The following is a 15,128-nucleotide window of genomic DNA, read 5'->3' on the forward strand; positions in this document are numbered from 1 at the left end:
CGAAGACAGGGGTCCGCTAGGAGGCATTCGCCCACCTGATCAGGGAGATGGTCCGTTTTCGCACGGCATCACCCGCCATCACCAGTGCGTACCGATTGACACTCTTCGGTGACCCCTTGCCGGTTTTTTCCATTATCTGTTCGGGGGCGGGCCGTCGATCGGCCGGCCCGGCACTCCGGGCCTCCGCTGCCAGGGCCGCGGCCCCGTGGGTGGCCGGTACGCGACCCCCAGGGCGTCAAGTCGGCCGTAGTGGGCGGCCAGTCGGCGCTCGAAGCCCGCGAAGTCCCGTTCCGCCGGGGCGGGCAGGCCGCTCCAGGCCACCTCGGCGAAGGCGGCGAGGCGCGGAAACGCCTGGTAGTCGACGCGCGCCCGGTCCTCCATCACCTCGGTCCACAGATTGGCCTGGGTGCCGAGCACATGCCGGGCCTCGTCGGGCGTCAACTCGGCGGGAACGGGCTCGAACCGATAGACGTCCTCCAGGGTGCGCACGAAGCCGATCGGTACGGGCTCGTCGGCGCCCGCGTCCTGACGGTGGTCCAGATACACCTGCTGCTCCGGGCACATGACGACGTCGTGACCCGCGCGGGCCGCCGCGACCCCGCCCGCATATCCGCGCCAGGACGACACGGCCGCGCCTTTCGCGAGCCCGCCCTCCAGAATCTCGTCCCATCCGATGAGCCGGCGTCCGCGCGCGGTGAGCCAGCTGTCGAAGTGGCCGATGAACCACGCCTGGAGCTCGTCCTCGTCCTTCAGCCCGAGTTCCCTGATGCGCTCCTGCGCGGTCGGCGACTGCCGCCACTGGTCCTTGGGGCATTCGTCGCCGCCGACATGAATGAACTCCGAGGGGAACAGCTCCAGGACTTCCTCGAACACCCCCTCGTAGAAGCGCAGGGTGTTGTCGGTGGGGGCGAGTACGTTCGGATTGATCCCCCAGGTGTCCCAGACGGAGAGGGCGGTGGTGTCGACGACGTCGGTGTTGCCGAGTTCCGGGTATGCGGCGATGGCGGCCTGCGAGTGTCCCGGTACGTCGATTTCGGGGACGACGGTGATATGCCGCTCGGCGGCGTACGCGACGATCTCGCGGATGTCGTCCTGGGTGTAGTAGCCACCGTGCGGCTTCTCCTCCCACAGCGGGGATGCCCGATGGCCGAATTTGGTGCGGGCCCGCCAGGAGCCGACCTCGGTGAGCCGGGGGTACTTCCTGATCTCGACGCGCCAGCCCTGGTCGTCCGTCAGATGGAAGTGGAAGACGTTCAGTTTGTGCGCGGCCAGCAGGTCCAGGTAGCGCAGCACGCCGTCCTTGGGCATGAAGTGCCGGGCCACGTCGAGCATGACGCCGCGCCAGCGGAACCGGGGGGCGTCCCGGATCTCCGTCAGGGGCAACCGCCAGGTACGGCCGGGAAGGGGTGCGCGCCTGAAGGCGTCGGGGCCGAGAAGCTGCAGCATCGTCTGGGCGCCCCAGAAGACACCGGCGGGCGAGCCGCCCTGGACATGGACGCCGTGAGGGGCGACGACCAGGCGGTATTCCTCGGCTTCGAGGCCGGGCCGGACGGACAGATGGAGGACGTCGTACTCGTCCCCCTTCTTGGACGGCAGCGCGAGGCCGGTTGCCGCGCCGAGCGTCGCGCGCAGCCATCGCGCGGTGCCCTCGGTGCCGGGCCCGGCCTCGATACCGAAGCCGTCGCCGAGTTCGAAGAAGCCCTCGGCCCGTTCCGTCCGGTGAGGCAGCGGAATGAGATCCATGAATGATCAGACCTTTCAGTCCTTGACCGCTCCGCCCAGCCCCGACACCAGCCGTCGCTGCACGAGCACGAAGAAGATCAGTACCGGAATCGTCATCACCGTCGAGGCCGCCATCACGCCGCCCCAGTCCGGCTCGTCCGGCTTGTAGAAGACGAGCAGGGCCATCGGGAGGGTCGACTGCGAGGTGTCGCTGATGATGAAGGACTTGGCGAACAGGAAGTCGTTCCAGGCGGAGATGAACGAGAAAACGCTTGTGGCCACCAACCCCGGGAAGACCAGCGGGAAAAGGATCTGCCACAGGAATCGCGAGCGGCTCGCCCCGTCGATGTACGCGGCCTCCTCGATGGCCTCCGGAACGGCCTTCACAAACCCCCGCAGCATCCAGATCGCGAAGGGCAGCGAGAAGGCGATGTGCGGCAGGATCAGCGACCCCAGCGTGTTCAGTTGGCCGAAGTCCCGCATGAGGAAGAACAGGGGGATCGTCAGGGCCTCCACCGGCACCATCTGGGCCACCAGAAACATGATCAGCAAGGTGGTCCGGAAGCGGAACCGGAATCGTGTCACCGCGGTCGCCGCGAGAAACGCGATGAGCGCCGAGGCGATCACGACGGTGCATGCGACGACAAGACTGTTGACGAAGTAACGGCCGAATTCGTTCTGCTCGAAGACCCGCCGGAAGGAATCCAGGGAAGGGTCCAGCGTCCACGGCTTCGGCTCGCTCGACTCGATCTCCCCGGCCGGTTTGAAGGCGCCGAGCACCATCCAGTACAGCGGGAACGCCACCGCCACGGCGATCAGCAGCGCGGACGCCTCCGCGAGCAGCCGCCAGGGCCGCCGTACGAGACGTGCCGGATTCATGGAAGTCACAGTTCCTCCCCCTGTCTGCGCAGCAGCCGCAGATACACGAGCGTCACCGCCAGCAGGATCAGCAGCATCACCACGCCGATCGCCGAGCCCAGGCTGTACTGCGAGGACGCGAACGCCTTCTGGTAGGCGTACACGTTCAGCACGAGGTTCTGGCCGGCGATGCCGCCGCCGCCCGTCATGACGTAGATCTGGGTGAAGACCTTGAAGTCCCAGATCACCGACTGGATGGTGACGACCACCAGGATCGGCCGCAGCATCGGCGCCAGCACCGACCGCCAGATCCGCCACTGCGAGGCGCCGTCCAGCGCGGCGGCCTCCAGCACCTCGGCCGGGACGGAGCGGATACCGGCGTACACCGTGACCATCACGAACGGGAAGGAGCACCAGACCACTTCGAGCAGCACCAGGAAGAAGGCGCTGAACCGCCCGTACGTCCAGGAGTGGTCACCGAGCCCCAGCAGCCGGTTCACCGGACCGAAGTCCGGGTCGAACAGGAACAGCCATACCGTCGACCCGGTGATGGCCGGCGTCGCCCAGGCCCCCAGCGCGGCCAGCATCAGCGCCAGCCGCGGCACGGCACGCACCCGCGTGAGCAGCACGGCGAGCGCACAGCCGACGGCGAGCGTCGAGACGACACAGGCCGCCGCGAAGACGACGGTGGCGAGCAGCACCTGCCAGAACTGCGGGTCCGAGAACAGCTCCGAGTAGTTCCCGAACCCCTGGAAGGTGGTCGGCTCCCCGCCGCTGACCTGGGCCTGCGTGTACTCGAAGAACGAGATCAGCCCGAGCTGATAGACGGGGTAGACGAGCAGCCCGCCGAGCACGACGAGGGCGGGGGCGAGATAGAGCCAGGGCGTCTTCTGATTCCGACGACGGGAACGCCCTTGGGGGCGCGGGGAACTGCGCGAGAACCCACGATCCACCCGCACCCGCCGACGCTCCACAACCCCTACCCCAGTGGGCGCAGTCATCCGACGGAACCGAACGCTTCGTCCATCTTCTTGGCCGCATCCCCCGACGCCCCGGCGACATCCTTCTTGCCGCTGATGACCTCCTGGAACATCGTCGGCAGGACGAGCGAGGAGTCGATCCCCGACCAGGCCGGCGACGCGGGCACGAACTTCGTGCCCGAGGACAGCGTCTGCACGAAGGGCTTCACATACGGCTTCTCCGCCGCGGCCTTCTCCCGCACGTCCCCGAACGTCGGCAGGAACCCCATCGCGTCGAACATCGACGCCTGTGTCTCCTTCGAGGCCAGCTGCTCCATCAGCTGGACCGCCAGCGTCCGGTGCGAGGTGCTCTTCAGGACGCCGATGTTGTTGCCCCCGGCGAACGCCGGCGCGACGGATCCGGCCTTCACTCCCGGCAGCGGCACGACCGCGTACTTGCCCTTGACCTTCCCTGCCTCCACGGCCGCGTGGCTGAAGTCGCCGCCGATCGCCATGCCCGCCTTGCCGGCCGCGAACGCGGTGACCGTGTCGTTGCCGCCCATGCCCGCGCACTTGGCGGCGGGACAGTTGTCGTCGGAGAAGAGGGACGTGTACGCCTTGATCCCCTTCTGCGCGGCCTCGCTGTCGATGGCCGAGGCGTACGAGCCGCCCTTGCCGGTGGCGAGCTCACCGCCGTTGGCCCACACGAACGGCATCGCGCCGTAGGTGTACGCCCCGCCCACCACGAGCCCGTACAGCCCGGGCTCGGCGGCGCGGATCTTGCGGGCCGTCGTCGCCAACTCGGCCATCGTCTTCGGCACTTCGAGGCCGAGTTGCTCGAAGATGTCGGTGCGGTAGTACAGGGCGCGCACCCCGACGTAGAAGGGGGCGCCGTAGATCTTGCCGTCCACGGTGACGGACTGCGCGGCCGTGGGGTCGGTGTCCTTCGCCTCGCTCCAGTCGCCGAACTCCTTGGTGACGTCGAGGAGTCCGCCGTCCTTCACATAGCCGGCGGTGTCGGTGTTGCCGTACTCGATGACGTCGGGGGCGGACTTCGGGTCGTTGAAGGCGGCCTTCACGCGCTGGGCGCGGGTCTCGACCGGGATGTACTCGACGTCGACCTTCGCGCCCTCGTGCTCCTTCTCGAAGTCGGCGACGACGGCGTCGACGACCTTCTCCTTCGGCTGGTTGCCGACCTCCTGGAACAGCCAGACCCGCAGGGTGCCGGTCTTCTCGTCCTTGTCGGAGGAGGAGTTGTCGGAGGTCTGGGGGGCGCAGGCCGTGACGGCCAGGGCGGTGAGCAGTACGGCGAGTCTGGGGGCGAGCTTCATGGAGCGGTCCTCCGGGCGTGCGTTGCAACATATGCAATGACGGTTTCGCTCTGCACAACGCAACGGAGCCTAGGGACTGCGTGAACATGTCCACAAGAGGTCTCAACCACTTCGTGACACGCGAAGGCCCCCGGGGCGCGTCGGAACGCGCCCCGGGGGCCTTCGTGGACCTCAGGCGGGAGGGAGGGCTACTTCTTGTCGCCGCCCTTGCCCTTGTCGTCGCCGCCGCCGGCGCCCATGGACTCGTAGATCTCCTTGCACATGGGGCACACCGGGTACTTCTTCGGGTCGCGGCCGGGCACCCAGACCTTGCCGCACAGCGCCACGACGGGGGTCCCGTCGAGGGCGCTCGCCATGATCTTGTCCTTCTGGACGTAGTGGGCGAAGCGCTCGTGGTCGCCGTCGCCGTGGGAAGTCTGCGGCGTGGGCTCGACGAGGGTCCCCGTACCAGTCCCGCGCTCGGGCTCGAGAGTGCTCATACCGCCAAGGGTACTGAAGCTCACACGCATCAGTTGAGCGACGGGTCGTCCGGGTAGGTGGCCACCATCGCGAGTTCGTTGCGCTGGCGGCGCAGCACCGAGCGCCACAGTCCCTCCGGCGACGGCGACGACACGTCACCTGGCTCGGACTCCACCACGTACCAGGCGCCCTCCACCAGCTCGTCCTCCAGCTGGCCGGGGCCCCAGCCGGCGTACCCGGCGAAGATTCTCAGGGAGCCGACGGCCGAGGCAAGCAGCTCCGGCGGTGCCTCCAGGTCCACAAGGCCGATCGCGCCGTGCACCCGGCGCCAGCCCAGCGGGGCACTCTCGCCGTTCGCGTCACCGGGGATGACGGCAACGCCGAGTGCCGAGTCCAGGGACACCGGGCCGCCCTGGAAGACGACACCGGGCTCGCCGGCGAGGTCGGCCCAGCCCTCCAGGATGTCGCCCACGTCGACGGGGGTCGGACGGTTGAGGACGACGCCGAGGGAGCCCTCCTCGTCGTGGTCGAGAAGGAGCACCACCGCTCGGTCGAAGTTCGGGTCCGCCAGGGCGGGCGTTGCCACGAGCAACCGCCCTGTGAGCGAGGACACCTCGGTCATGCCAGACATGATCCCGCATCTTCCCTTCGTGTGGGGAGGCAATGCCGGTTCGGGAGTGAATGCAGCCATGAATTAAGGAGTGGCCTGGTAAGGCCTCGTTTGAGGGTGGTGGTGGGAGACGGGTGGGCGGACAGAAGCGCCGCCCGGCGCACGGCCGCGACGGTGACCGCTCGTGCCCGGCGGTGAACCGTTCGTGTTGTGACAGAGCTATGACGTTCCTGAGCCGTACTTGGGCTTACTGAAGGGGGGGCGACGGCGATTACCCTTTCCCTCCTGGCCCCTGCCCAACTCATCGGAACGCGAGATACATGACCGTCAACGACGATGTCCTGCTTGTCCACGGCGGAACCCCGCTGGAGGGCGAGATCCGTGTCCGCGGTGCGAAGAACCTCGTACCGAAGGCAATGGTCGCCGCCCTGCTGGGCAGTGAGCCGAGTCGACTGCGCAACGTACCGGACATCCGTGACGTGCGTGTCGTACGCGGCCTGCTGCAACTGCACGGAGTGACGGTCCGTCCGGGTGAGGAACCGGGCGAGTTGGTGATGGACCCCTCGCACGTGGAGAGCGCGAACGTCGCTGACATCGATGCCCACGCGGGTTCCAGCCGGATCCCGATCCTCCTGTGCGGTCCGCTGCTGCACCGCCTCGGGCACGCCTTCATCCCCGGCCTCGGCGGCTGCGACATCGGCGGCCGGCCCATCGACTTCCACTTCGAGGTGCTGCGGCAGTTCGGCGCGACGATCGAGAAGCGTGCCGACGGCCAGTACCTGGAGGCCCCGCAGCGACTGCGCGGCACGAAGATCCGGCTGCCGTACCCGTCCGTCGGCGCGACCGAGCAGGTGCTGCTGACGGCCGTCCTCGCGGAAGGCGTCACCGAGCTCTCGAACGCGGCCGTGGAGCCCGAGATCGAGGACCTCATCTGCGTCCTGCAGAAGATGGGCGCCATCATCGCGATGGACACCGACCGCACCATCCGTGTCACCGGTGTGGACCGGCTCGGCGGCTACAACCACCGCGCCCTGCCGGACCGTCTGGAGGCCGCCTCCTGGGCGTCCGCCGCGCTGGCGACCGAGGGCAACATCTACGTCCGCGGCGCGCAGCAGCGCTCGATGATGACGTTCCTCAACACCTACCGGAAGGTGGGCGGTGCCTTCGAGATCGACGACGAGGGCATCCGTTTCTGGCACCCCGGTGGCCAGTTGAAGTCCATCGCCCTCGAAACGGACGTGCACCCGGGCTTCCAGACCGACTGGCAGCAGCCGCTGGTCGTGGCCCTGACGCAGGCCACGGGCCTGTCCATCATCCACGAGACGGTCTACGAGTCCCGCCTCGGCTTCACGTCCGCGCTGAACCAGATGGGCGCCCACATCCAGCTCTACCGGGAGTGCCTCGGCGGTTCCGACTGCCGCTTCGGCCAGCGCAACTTCCTGCACTCCGCGGTGGTCTCGGGACCGACCAAGCTCCAGGGCGCCGACCTGGTCATCCCCGACCTGCGCGGCGGCTTCTCGTACCTCATCGCGGCCCTCGCGGCCCAGGGCACGTCCCGTGTCCACGGCATCGACCTCATCAACCGCGGCTACGAGAACTTCATGGAGAAGCTCGTGGAGCTCGGCGCGAAGGTCGAACTGCCGGGCAAGGCACTCGGCTGACACACACGTACGCCGATGGGGCGGCCACCCGGTTCCGGGTGGCCGCCCCATCGGCGTTACTGCAGCGCCCTGAAAGGGGGCGCGGGGAACTGCGCGACCAGCCGGGGCGGGCCCGCAGTCGCCCACGGCGCCACACCACAACGGCGCTCGGGCGGACCCTTACTTACCCTTGGCGGCTTCCTTGAGCTTGCTGCCCGCGGAGACCTTCACGCTGTAGCCGGCGGGGATCTGGATCGGGTCGCCGGTCTGCGGGTTGCGGGCGGTGCGAGCGGCACGGTGGGTGCGCTCGAAGGTCAGGAAGCCGGGGATCGTGACCTTCTCGTCGCCCTTGGCGACGATCTCGCCGACGGTCTCGGCGAACGCGGCCAGCACGGCGTCGGCGTCCTTGCGGGTCACCTCGGCGCGGTCGGCCAGCGCGGCCACCAGCTCACTGCGGTTCATGTTGTTACTCCCGTGTTCATTTGCCTTGAGGCGTGCCACGCGGCGGAGCCGCATGTCGGGCACAGCGATGTCGATGCTGCCAGGGTCCTCGGTGTGACCCGGGACCCGGGTCCGTCGTCAGACCCTCGCGCCCAGAGACGCATCCTGCCCCTACCTGCGGCGGGAAAGCCAATCCGGCGCCCGGAGGAGTCGTGAGAACACCCGTGGGTGTCACACGAAGAGAGGGCCTGAGCTTGGCCGTCACGATAAACGGCGTTCCAAGGCCCCAGGTTCCGCGACGCGCCGTTACAAGGGCTTGCCGTGGCGATCCTCACAGCCCATGCACACTTTTCAGGGCTGTGAGGCGCCGAACCCGTGCGATTACTCGCCCGACGTCACCGCGGACACCGCCTTCGCGGCCTCCCGCACCGCGCCGGCGACCGCGCCCGCGACCTTGTCGTTGAACACGCTCGGGATGATGTAGTTCGGGTTCAGCTCGTCCTCGGTCACCACGTCCGCCAGCGCCTTCGCGGCCGCGAGCATCATGTCCGTGTTGACGGTGCGGGACTGAGCGTCCAGCAGACCGCGGAAGACACCTGGGAAGACCAGCACGTTGTTGATCTGGTTCGGGAAGTCGGAGCGGCCCGTGGCCACAACTGCGGCCGTCTGACGGGCGATTGCGGGGTCGACCTCGGGGTCCGGGTTCGCGAGCGCGAACACGATCGCGTTCTCGGCCATGGCGGCCACGTCGGCGCCGTCGAGGACGTTCGGGGCGGAGACGCCGATGAAGACGTCCGCGCCGCGCACGGCCTCCTTCAGCGTGCCGGTCAGGCCCTCGGGGTTGGTGTTGTCGGCGATCCAGCGCAGCGGCGAGTCGGCCGCGGCGTCCACCAGGTCCTCGCGGCCGGCGTGCACCACGCCGTGGATGTCGGCCACGACGGCGTTCTTCACACCGGCGGCGAGCAGCAGCTTGAGGATGGCCGTACCGGCGGCGCCGGCACCGGACATGACGACGCGAATGTTCTCGATGGCCTTGCCGGTGCAGCGAAGTGCGTTCGTCAGGGCGGCGAGGACGACGATCGCGGTGCCGTGCTGGTCGTCGTGGAAGACGGGGATGTCGAGGGCCTCGCGCAGACGGGCCTCGATCTCGAAGCAGCGCGGGGCGGAGATGTCCTCGAGGTTGATGCCGGCGAAGCCGGGGGCGATCGCTTTGACGATCTCGACGATCGCGTCGGTGTCCTGGGTGTCCAGGCAGATCGGCCAGGCGTCGATGCCGGCGAACCGCTTGAACAGGGCGGCCTTGCCCTCCATCACCGGCAGCGCGGCCTTCGGGCCGATGTTGCCCAGGCCCAGCACGGCCGAACCGTCCGTCACAACCGCAACGGAGTTGCGCTTGATGGTGAGGCGACGGGCGTCCTCGGGGTTCTCGGCGATCGCCATGCAGACGCGGGCCACACCCGGCGTGTAGATCATGGACAGGTCGTCACGGTTGCGGATGGGGTGCTTGGACTGCATCTCGATCTTGCCGCCGAGGTGCATGAGGAACGTACGGTCCGAGACCTTGCCGAGGGTGACGCCCTCGATGCCGCGCAGCTGCTCGACGATCTCGTCGGCGTGCGCGGTGGAGGTGGCGGCGATGGTGACGTCGATCCGGAGCTTCTCGTGGCCGGATGCGGTCACGTCGAGGCCGGTCACCGAGCCTCCGTGGGACTCGACGGCTCCGGTGAGCTGGGAGACCGCGGTTCCGCTCGCGGGCACCTCCAGCCGGACCGTCATCGAGTAGGAGACGCTGGGCGCCGTTGCCATGGCCGACTTCCTCTGCTTTCACCGTGTGGCTGGTATGCCGTCCGATCGTCGCACCTACCGCTGAGTAGGAGTTAGCCGGGCGTGGATTGCGAACGTATTGTTCGCCACGTCTTCGCAAGAAAAGAGGCCCACGTCACACGGTGACGTGGGCCTCTCCTACGTTCATGACACCGACCCGCCATGCTCGCCTCGCGGCAAGTGGTCGCTCGTAGCGACGAAGGTTGGGCCCGGGGGCTTGGATCGAGCCGGTGTCACACCCAGGCTAACAAACAGATCTCTCAAGGCCATTCCCGTACCGCGAGTTCATTTCCCCGCCGCCGGCAAAGCCCCCGTTCGGCCCCGCTCAGTCCCGCAGCAGATCCGGCACACCGGACGCGTCCGGCTCGTCCCGGTCCCCCGAGACCACCGTCAGCTGCTGGGTGGCCCGGGTCAGCGCGACGTACAGCACGCGCAGGCCGGCCGGGGACTCGTCCGCGATCTCCGCCGGGGAGACGACGACCGTGGCGTCGTACTCCAGGCCCTTCGCCTCCAGGCTGCCGAGCGCGACGACCCGGTCGCCGAGCCCGGTGAGCCACTTGGCCGCCTCCTCGCGCCGCCGCATGGCGACCACGACGCCGATCGTCCCGTCGACCTGGTCGAGCAGCCGGGCCGCTTCCTCTCGGACGGTCTGCGCGAGCGTGTCGCGTACAACCGTGCTGTGTCCTTTGTTCGTAGTCACGAAACGCGGCCGTACGCCGGTGGAGCGCACCGCCGACGGGGACGTCGAGCCGGGCATGGCCAGGGCCAGCACCTTCGCGGCGAGCTCGGCGATCTCGGCCGGGTTGCGGTAGTTCACCGTGAGCTGGAAGCGGCGGCGCGGGCGGGTGCCGAGGGCCTCGTCGCGTGCCTCGGCCGCCTCGTCCACGTCGGACCACGACGACTGGGCCGGGTCGCCGACGACCGTCCAGGTGGCGTGCCGGCCGCGGCGGCCGACCATGCGCCACTGCATCGGCGTGAGGTCCTGGGCCTCGTCGACGATGACGTGGGCGTACTCGGTGCGCTCGGCCGCCAGCCGCTCGGCGCGCTCCCGCTGCGACTCCTCGCGCACCGGCATCAGCTCCTCCAAGCCGGTGAGCTGGTCGAGCGGGTCCAGGTCGCGCCTCTTGCGAGGGCGGGCCGGGGTGCCGAGGATCGCCTGGAGCTCGTCGAGCATGGCGATGTCGTGCACGGTGAGGCCGTCGCGCTTGAGCGAGCGGGCCACCTTGCGCACCTCGCCGGGGTTGAGGATCCGGCGCGCCCAGCGGCCGAGGCGGCGCTCGTCGGCCATCGCCGCCAGGACCGCCTTCGGGGTGAGCTCCGGCCACCAGGCGTCGAGGAAGGCGATGAAGCTGTCCTCCGTGGCCACGTCCTCGTCGAAGGAGGAGCGCAGCTCGGCGGCGAGCTCCGGGTCGGTGTGCCGGGTGGCGCCGCCCGACTGCGCCCACAGGGCGTCGAGCAGCAGCTTGCGGGCGCGCGGGCGCAGCAGGTTCACCGGTGCCGTGCCGCCGAGGGCGGTGCGGCGGACGCGTTCCAGCGCGTCGGCCTCCAGCTCCAGCCGGCGCCCGAAGGCGACGACGCGCAGGAGGGCGGGGGGTCCGGCGGGGGCCGGCACGGGAGTGTCGTCGTCGCCGAAGGCGAGCTGCCCACCGCGGTCCGCGCCGGTGCCGACGGCGACGGCGGCGCCGCCCGGTCCCAGCTCCAGCGCGCCCCGCGCCGCCTTCCGCAGCACCTTGAGCATGCGGTACGAGCCCTTGGCGCGGGCCGTGGCCGGGGAGTCGTACAGCGTGGCCTCGACCCCGTCGACGAGGGAGCCGATGGCGCGGATGGCGACCTGGCCCTCCTCGCCGAGCGACGGGAGAACGCCCTCGGTGTACGCGACCAGCAGCGGGGTCGGCGAGACGATCAGGATGCCGCCCGCGTACCGGCGCCGGTCCTGGTAGAGCAGGTAGGCGGCGCGGTGCAGGGCGACGGCGGTCTTGCCGGTGCCCGGACCGCCCTCGACATACGTCACCGAGGCGGCGGGGGCGCGGATGACCAGGTCCTGCTCGGCCTGGATGGACGCCACGATGTCCCGCATGGTGTGGCCGCGGGCCTGCCCGAGGGCCGCCATCAGGGCTCCGTCGCCGATGACGGGCAGCTCACGGTCGTCGAGGAACGCCTTGAGCTCGGGGCGCATCAGGTCGTCCTCGACGCCGAGGACCCTGCGGCCCTTGGAGCGGATGACCCGGCGCCGTACGACTCGCCCGGGGTCGACCGGGGTCGAGCGGTAGAAGGGCGCCGCGGCCGGGGCCCGCCAGTCGATGACCAGCGGGGCGTAGTCGGAGTCGAGCACTCCGATACGGCCGATGTGCAGGGTCTCGGCGATGTCGGCGGTGCCGTCCTCGCGCACCGCGCCCTCGGCGGGCTCGACGGCGGTGTAGGCGCCGTCCGGGCCTTTCTTGCCGTCCTTGCCGAGCAGCAGGTCGATGCGTCCGAAGAGGAAGTCCTCGAACTCGTTGTTGAGCCTGTTGAGGTGCACGCCGGCGCGGAAGACCTGCGCGTCCCTCTCGGCGAGCGCGCCGGGTGTGCCGACCTGGCCGCGCTTGGCCGCGTCGTTCATCAGGAACTCCGCCTCGTGGATCTTCTCCTCGAGGCGCCGGTACACCCGGTCGAGGTGTTCCTGTTCGACGCCGATCTCTCGGTCTCGCAGGGAGTCGAGCGCGGTTTCCTGTGGAGCCTGAGCGGCCACCGGGCCCCCTTCTGACGTGCTGGGCAGCCGTCAACCGTACGCGAAGGGGACCCGGAAAAGCTACGTCGACTACACGTCGACCTCGACGAGCTTGTTTCCGTCGAAGTCCATGACCTCGACATGATCGACCTCGTCGGGTGCCATGGACACGCCGCCGCTGACGTAGAGCGGGTTCCTGGCCTGCTCGGTCTTGGCGTCGGGGATGCCGTAGCCCCACTTGGGGACGGACCAGGAGGCCGCCGTCTCGCGCTGGCCGTCCTTGCCGACGAAGATCAGGGAACACTTGAGCGGGCCCTTGACGCCCTTGAGCTCAAGACCCGTCTGGGTGCCCCAGGGCTTCCCGTCCAGGCCGACGGTCGCGGTGACCCCGGTCTTGGCGTCGGATCCCGAGACCTTGTTCTCGATACCGGTGAACAGGTCCTTGGCGGGGTTGGCCGCTGCCACGACCCGGTTCCCGTCGTCACCACCGCTGTCGCTGCCGCCGCTGGCCGCCATCGCGGCGAACGGGCCGGCGACGATCAGCGCGGCGGCCGCGGCCACCATGTAGAAACTGCGCCGGCGCTTCTGGGCGCGGTGCTCGGCGACCTCGTCCACGAGGTTGTGCACGATGCGCGGGCTGGGCTTCGCCGACAGGGACTCGCCGATCGCGGGTGAGCCGGATCCGGGCAGGTCCGCGAGCGCGGCCAGCATCGGTTCCATTCCCGCGAGTTCGTCCAGTTGCTGGGCGCACCATTCGCAGGTCGCGAGATGAGCCTCGAAAGCGGTTGCCTCGGCGTCGTCGAGAATCCCGAGGGCGTAGGCGCCGACGGTTTCGTGCTCGCTCGGGCCCGGTCGTCCCTGCATGGGGCTCATGGACCCAGACATACCCGAACCGCCCATCCCGAATCCCTGGTTTCCCCCGTAAACACTCATCACGCCGTCACCCCCCGCTCCTCCAGAGCCAGCTTCATCGACCGCAGGGCATAGAAAACCCTTGAGCGAACGGTGCCACTGGGTATGCCCAGCGTCTCGGCCGCCTCATTGACGGTACGCCCCTTGAAGTACGTCTCGACCAGAACCTCCCGGTGGGCGGGGGTCAGGTCGTCGAGTGCGTCCGACAGCGTCATCAGCCACAGCGCCTTGTCGATCTCGTCCTCCGCGGGGATGACCTCCAGCGGCGACGGATCGACCTCCTGCGGCCGGGCCTGCCGGCTGCGGTGGCCGTCGATGACGATGCGCCGGGCGACCGTCACCAGCCAGGGGCGTACCGATCCGGTCGCTCGATTGAGCTGTCCGGCGTTCTTCCAGGCACGGATGAGCGTCTCCTGCACAACGTCCTCTGCTCGTTGCCGGTCACCGGCGACCAGTCGAAGGACATACGCAAGGAGGGGTCCGGCGTGCTCTCTGTACAGCGCACGCATCAGCTCCTCATCAGGTTCCGAGGGCTGGGACATGCGATGTCGGGCCCTCGATCCACGTTCATTGGCCACGACGGAATCCTTGCGCACGCCCACCTCCGATGTCCGGGGGTTCCCCCAGTCGGTCGCTCGACTACCCGTACGGAAGGGGCGCGTTGGATGTTCAAAGTGAGGCGACAGTTTTCTGCCGAGTGACGTGACGAGCTGGACATGGCAGCACATTCCCACCGCGCGATCTTTACATTTCCGTCACATCGGCAAGATCATCTCCACGCTTCCCTACGGTGGCGTAGGTAAACGGCATGTAATCGAAATCACTTCGACGGCCGTTTCACAGAAGCCGCATAACGGACTGTCAGGCTCGGGTGAGTGCCACTCGGCGGCGATGCCGGGCCACCCTTTCGCGGTTCCCGCAGACCTCACTGGAGCACCAACGCCTCCTGCGCCCCCGTGAGGTGTCGAGGTAGACGATGGGGCAGTTGTCCCCTTCGCACTCTCTGAGCGCGGCCCGCGCGACGGGGTCGGTGAGCAGCTCCAGCGCGTCCCGGGCGACGGCCCCGAGGAGCGCGGCGCACTCCGGCGGATGATCCAACTCCCGCACCAGCGTGCCGTCCTCCCCGCGTACGGCACGCGGGGCCGGGGGCGCGGCGAGGGCGACGTCGTTCACCCGGGCGAGCGCGATGTCGTACGACGGCCAGGGCTCGGGGGCGAGCGAGCCGCGCACCAACTGTCCTATTCGTCCGCGCAGTTCACGGAAGTCCACCAGCCAGGGCGGGCCGGCGTGGGCCAGCGGGGTGCCGGGCGGGACGAGACCGGCGCCGAGGATCCAGGCACACAGCACCTCGACGGAGTCGAACCGTTCCTCCGGGTGTGTGGTCGCGAGGAGGTCCAGAGACATCCGCCCGGCGTCGAAGCGCAGTTCGTACGGGTCCGTGGCCGTACCCAGTGCCATGTGCCTGTCACCGCCTAGGGGTCAACCCGGTCAGGAGGGGTCGGTGAGATGCCGTGAGGAGAGCTGGGGGGAGATCTGGGGGAACCGTTCCCCCTTACAGTGCCTGCCCCGCGGCGGGGCCGGAACCCCTCGTACCGGCGGTTGGCGCTGGACGACCGCGTATGCGGCTGCGAGTGACGGCCATGTTCGGGGCGCCCGCGCGGCCGT

13 protein-coding genes are annotated in these 15,128 nt (G+C 69.1%); 1 reads left to right on the forward strand and 12 read right to left on the reverse strand.

Annotation, left to right across the window (positions count from 1 at the left end):
• Window positions 1-132 precede the first annotated feature (132 nt).
• The 6 genes from PGH47_RS16765 to PGH47_RS16790 all read right to left on the reverse strand — a co-directional run bounded on the left by PGH47_RS16765 (window position 133) and on the right by PGH47_RS16790 (window position 5,951).
• Window positions 133-1,743, reverse strand: coding sequence for a beta-N-acetylhexosaminidase (locus tag PGH47_RS16765; protein ID WP_271664111.1), 1,611 nt, complete (start codon window positions 1,741-1,743; stop codon window positions 133-135).
• A gap of 15 nt (window positions 1,744-1,758) precedes the next feature.
• A complete protein-coding gene (locus tag PGH47_RS16770; RefSeq protein WP_271664112.1) occupies window positions 1,759-2,601 on the reverse strand; it encodes a carbohydrate ABC transporter permease in 843 nt (280 codons plus the stop codon).
• Between the two features lie 5 nt (window positions 2,602-2,606).
• Window positions 2,607-3,581, reverse strand: coding sequence for a carbohydrate ABC transporter permease (locus PGH47_RS16775; protein WP_271664113.1), 975 nt, complete (start codon window positions 3,579-3,581; stop codon window positions 2,607-2,609).
• On the reverse strand, window positions 3,578-4,870 hold the full coding sequence (locus PGH47_RS16780; protein WP_271664114.1) for an extracellular solute-binding protein: 1,293 nt from the start codon (window positions 4,868-4,870) through the stop codon (window positions 3,578-3,580). Before PGH47_RS16780 ends, PGH47_RS16775 begins: the two co-directional genes overlap by 4 nt.
• A gap of 188 nt (window positions 4,871-5,058) precedes the next feature.
• Window positions 5,059-5,349, reverse strand: coding sequence for a DUF3039 domain-containing protein (locus PGH47_RS16785; protein WP_030946851.1), 291 nt, complete (start codon window positions 5,347-5,349; stop codon window positions 5,059-5,061).
• 29 nt (window positions 5,350-5,378) lie between these two features.
• Window positions 5,379-5,951, reverse strand: a complete 573-nt coding sequence (locus PGH47_RS16790) for a YqgE/AlgH family protein (protein ID WP_030946849.1) — start codon at window positions 5,949-5,951, stop codon at window positions 5,379-5,381.
• A gap of 308 nt (window positions 5,952-6,259) precedes the next feature.
• Between PGH47_RS16790 and murA the strand changes: the two genes are divergently transcribed.
• Window positions 6,260-7,600, forward strand: a complete 1,341-nt coding sequence (murA, locus tag PGH47_RS16795; RefSeq protein ID WP_107905685.1) for a UDP-N-acetylglucosamine 1-carboxyvinyltransferase — start codon at window positions 6,260-6,262, stop codon at window positions 7,598-7,600.
• Between the two features lie 159 nt (window positions 7,601-7,759).
• Here murA and PGH47_RS16800 read toward each other — a convergent pair whose 3' ends face one another.
• The 6 genes from PGH47_RS16800 to PGH47_RS16825 all read right to left on the reverse strand — a co-directional run bounded on the left by PGH47_RS16800 (window position 7,760) and on the right by PGH47_RS16825 (window position 14,921).
• Complete coding sequence (locus PGH47_RS16800; protein ID WP_007382399.1) at window positions 7,760-8,041, reverse strand: HU family DNA-binding protein; 282 nt, start codon at window positions 8,039-8,041, stop codon at window positions 7,760-7,762.
• Window positions 8,042-8,401: 360 nt separating this feature from the next.
• Complete coding sequence (locus PGH47_RS16805; protein WP_271664115.1) at window positions 8,402-9,826, reverse strand: NAD-dependent malic enzyme; 1,425 nt, start codon at window positions 9,824-9,826, stop codon at window positions 8,402-8,404.
• Between the two features lie 343 nt (window positions 9,827-10,169).
• The gene (locus PGH47_RS16810; protein WP_271664116.1) at window positions 10,170-12,572 is read right to left on the reverse strand and encodes a HelD family protein; all 2,403 of its coding nucleotides are present in this window, start codon (window positions 12,570-12,572) and stop codon (window positions 10,170-10,172) included.
• 69 nt (window positions 12,573-12,641) lie between these two features.
• On the reverse strand, window positions 12,642-13,424 hold the full coding sequence (locus PGH47_RS16815) for an anti-sigma factor family protein (protein ID WP_271664117.1): 783 nt from the start codon (window positions 13,422-13,424) through the stop codon (window positions 12,642-12,644).
• Window positions 13,425-13,483: 59 nt separating this feature from the next.
• Window positions 13,484-14,005 carry a sigma-70 family RNA polymerase sigma factor gene (locus PGH47_RS16820; RefSeq protein ID WP_010039908.1) on the reverse strand — a complete coding sequence of 174 codons (522 nt, stop codon included), beginning with the start codon at window positions 14,003-14,005 and terminating at the stop codon, window positions 13,484-13,486.
• A gap of 319 nt (window positions 14,006-14,324) precedes the next feature.
• Entirely contained in the window at window positions 14,325-14,921 is a 597-nt protein-coding gene (locus PGH47_RS16825; protein ID WP_271664118.1) for a CGNR zinc finger domain-containing protein, read from the reverse strand.
• Window positions 14,922-15,128 lie beyond the last annotated feature (207 nt).

It is taken from the genome of Streptomyces sp. HUAS 31 (genome assembly GCF_028198125.1).
Taxonomy (GTDB): Bacteria; Actinomycetota; Actinomycetes; order Streptomycetales; family Streptomycetaceae; genus Streptomyces; species Streptomyces chartreusis.

Coding starts and splice junctions, on each gene's coding strand:
- PGH47_RS16765 (WP_271664111.1), bottom strand. CDS start 1,743: ATGGATCTCATTCCGCTGCCTCACCGGACGGAACGGGCCGAGGGCTTC.
- PGH47_RS16770 (WP_271664112.1), bottom strand. CDS start 2,601: ATGAATCCGGCACGTCTCGTACGGCGGCCCTGGCGGCTGCTCGCGGAG.
- PGH47_RS16775 (WP_271664113.1), bottom strand. CDS start 3,581: ATGACTGCGCCCACTGGGGTAGGGGTTGTGGAGCGTCGGCGGGTGCGG.
- PGH47_RS16780 (WP_271664114.1), bottom strand. CDS start 4,870: ATGAAGCTCGCCCCCAGACTCGCCGTACTGCTCACCGCCCTGGCCGTC.
- PGH47_RS16785 (WP_030946851.1), bottom strand. CDS start 5,349: ATGAGCACTCTCGAGCCCGAGCGCGGGACTGGTACGGGGACCCTCGTC.
- PGH47_RS16790 (WP_030946849.1), bottom strand. CDS start 5,951: ATGACCGAGGTGTCCTCGCTCACAGGGCGGTTGCTCGTGGCAACGCCC.
- murA (WP_107905685.1), top strand. CDS start 6,260: ATGACCGTCAACGACGATGTCCTGCTTGTCCACGGCGGAACCCCGCTG.
- PGH47_RS16800 (WP_007382399.1), bottom strand. CDS start 8,041: ATGAACCGCAGTGAGCTGGTGGCCGCGCTGGCCGACCGCGCCGAGGTG.
- PGH47_RS16805 (WP_271664115.1), bottom strand. CDS start 9,826: ATGGCAACGGCGCCCAGCGTCTCCTACTCGATGACGGTCCGGCTGGAG.
- PGH47_RS16815 (WP_271664117.1), bottom strand. CDS start 13,424: ATGAGCCCCATGCAGGGACGACCGGGCCCGAGCGAGCACGAAACCGTC.
- PGH47_RS16820 (WP_010039908.1), bottom strand. CDS start 14,005: ATGTCCCAGCCCTCGGAACCTGATGAGGAGCTGATGCGTGCGCTGTAC.
- PGH47_RS16825 (WP_271664118.1), bottom strand. CDS start 14,921: ATGGCACTGGGTACGGCCACGGACCCGTACGAACTGCGCTTCGACGCC.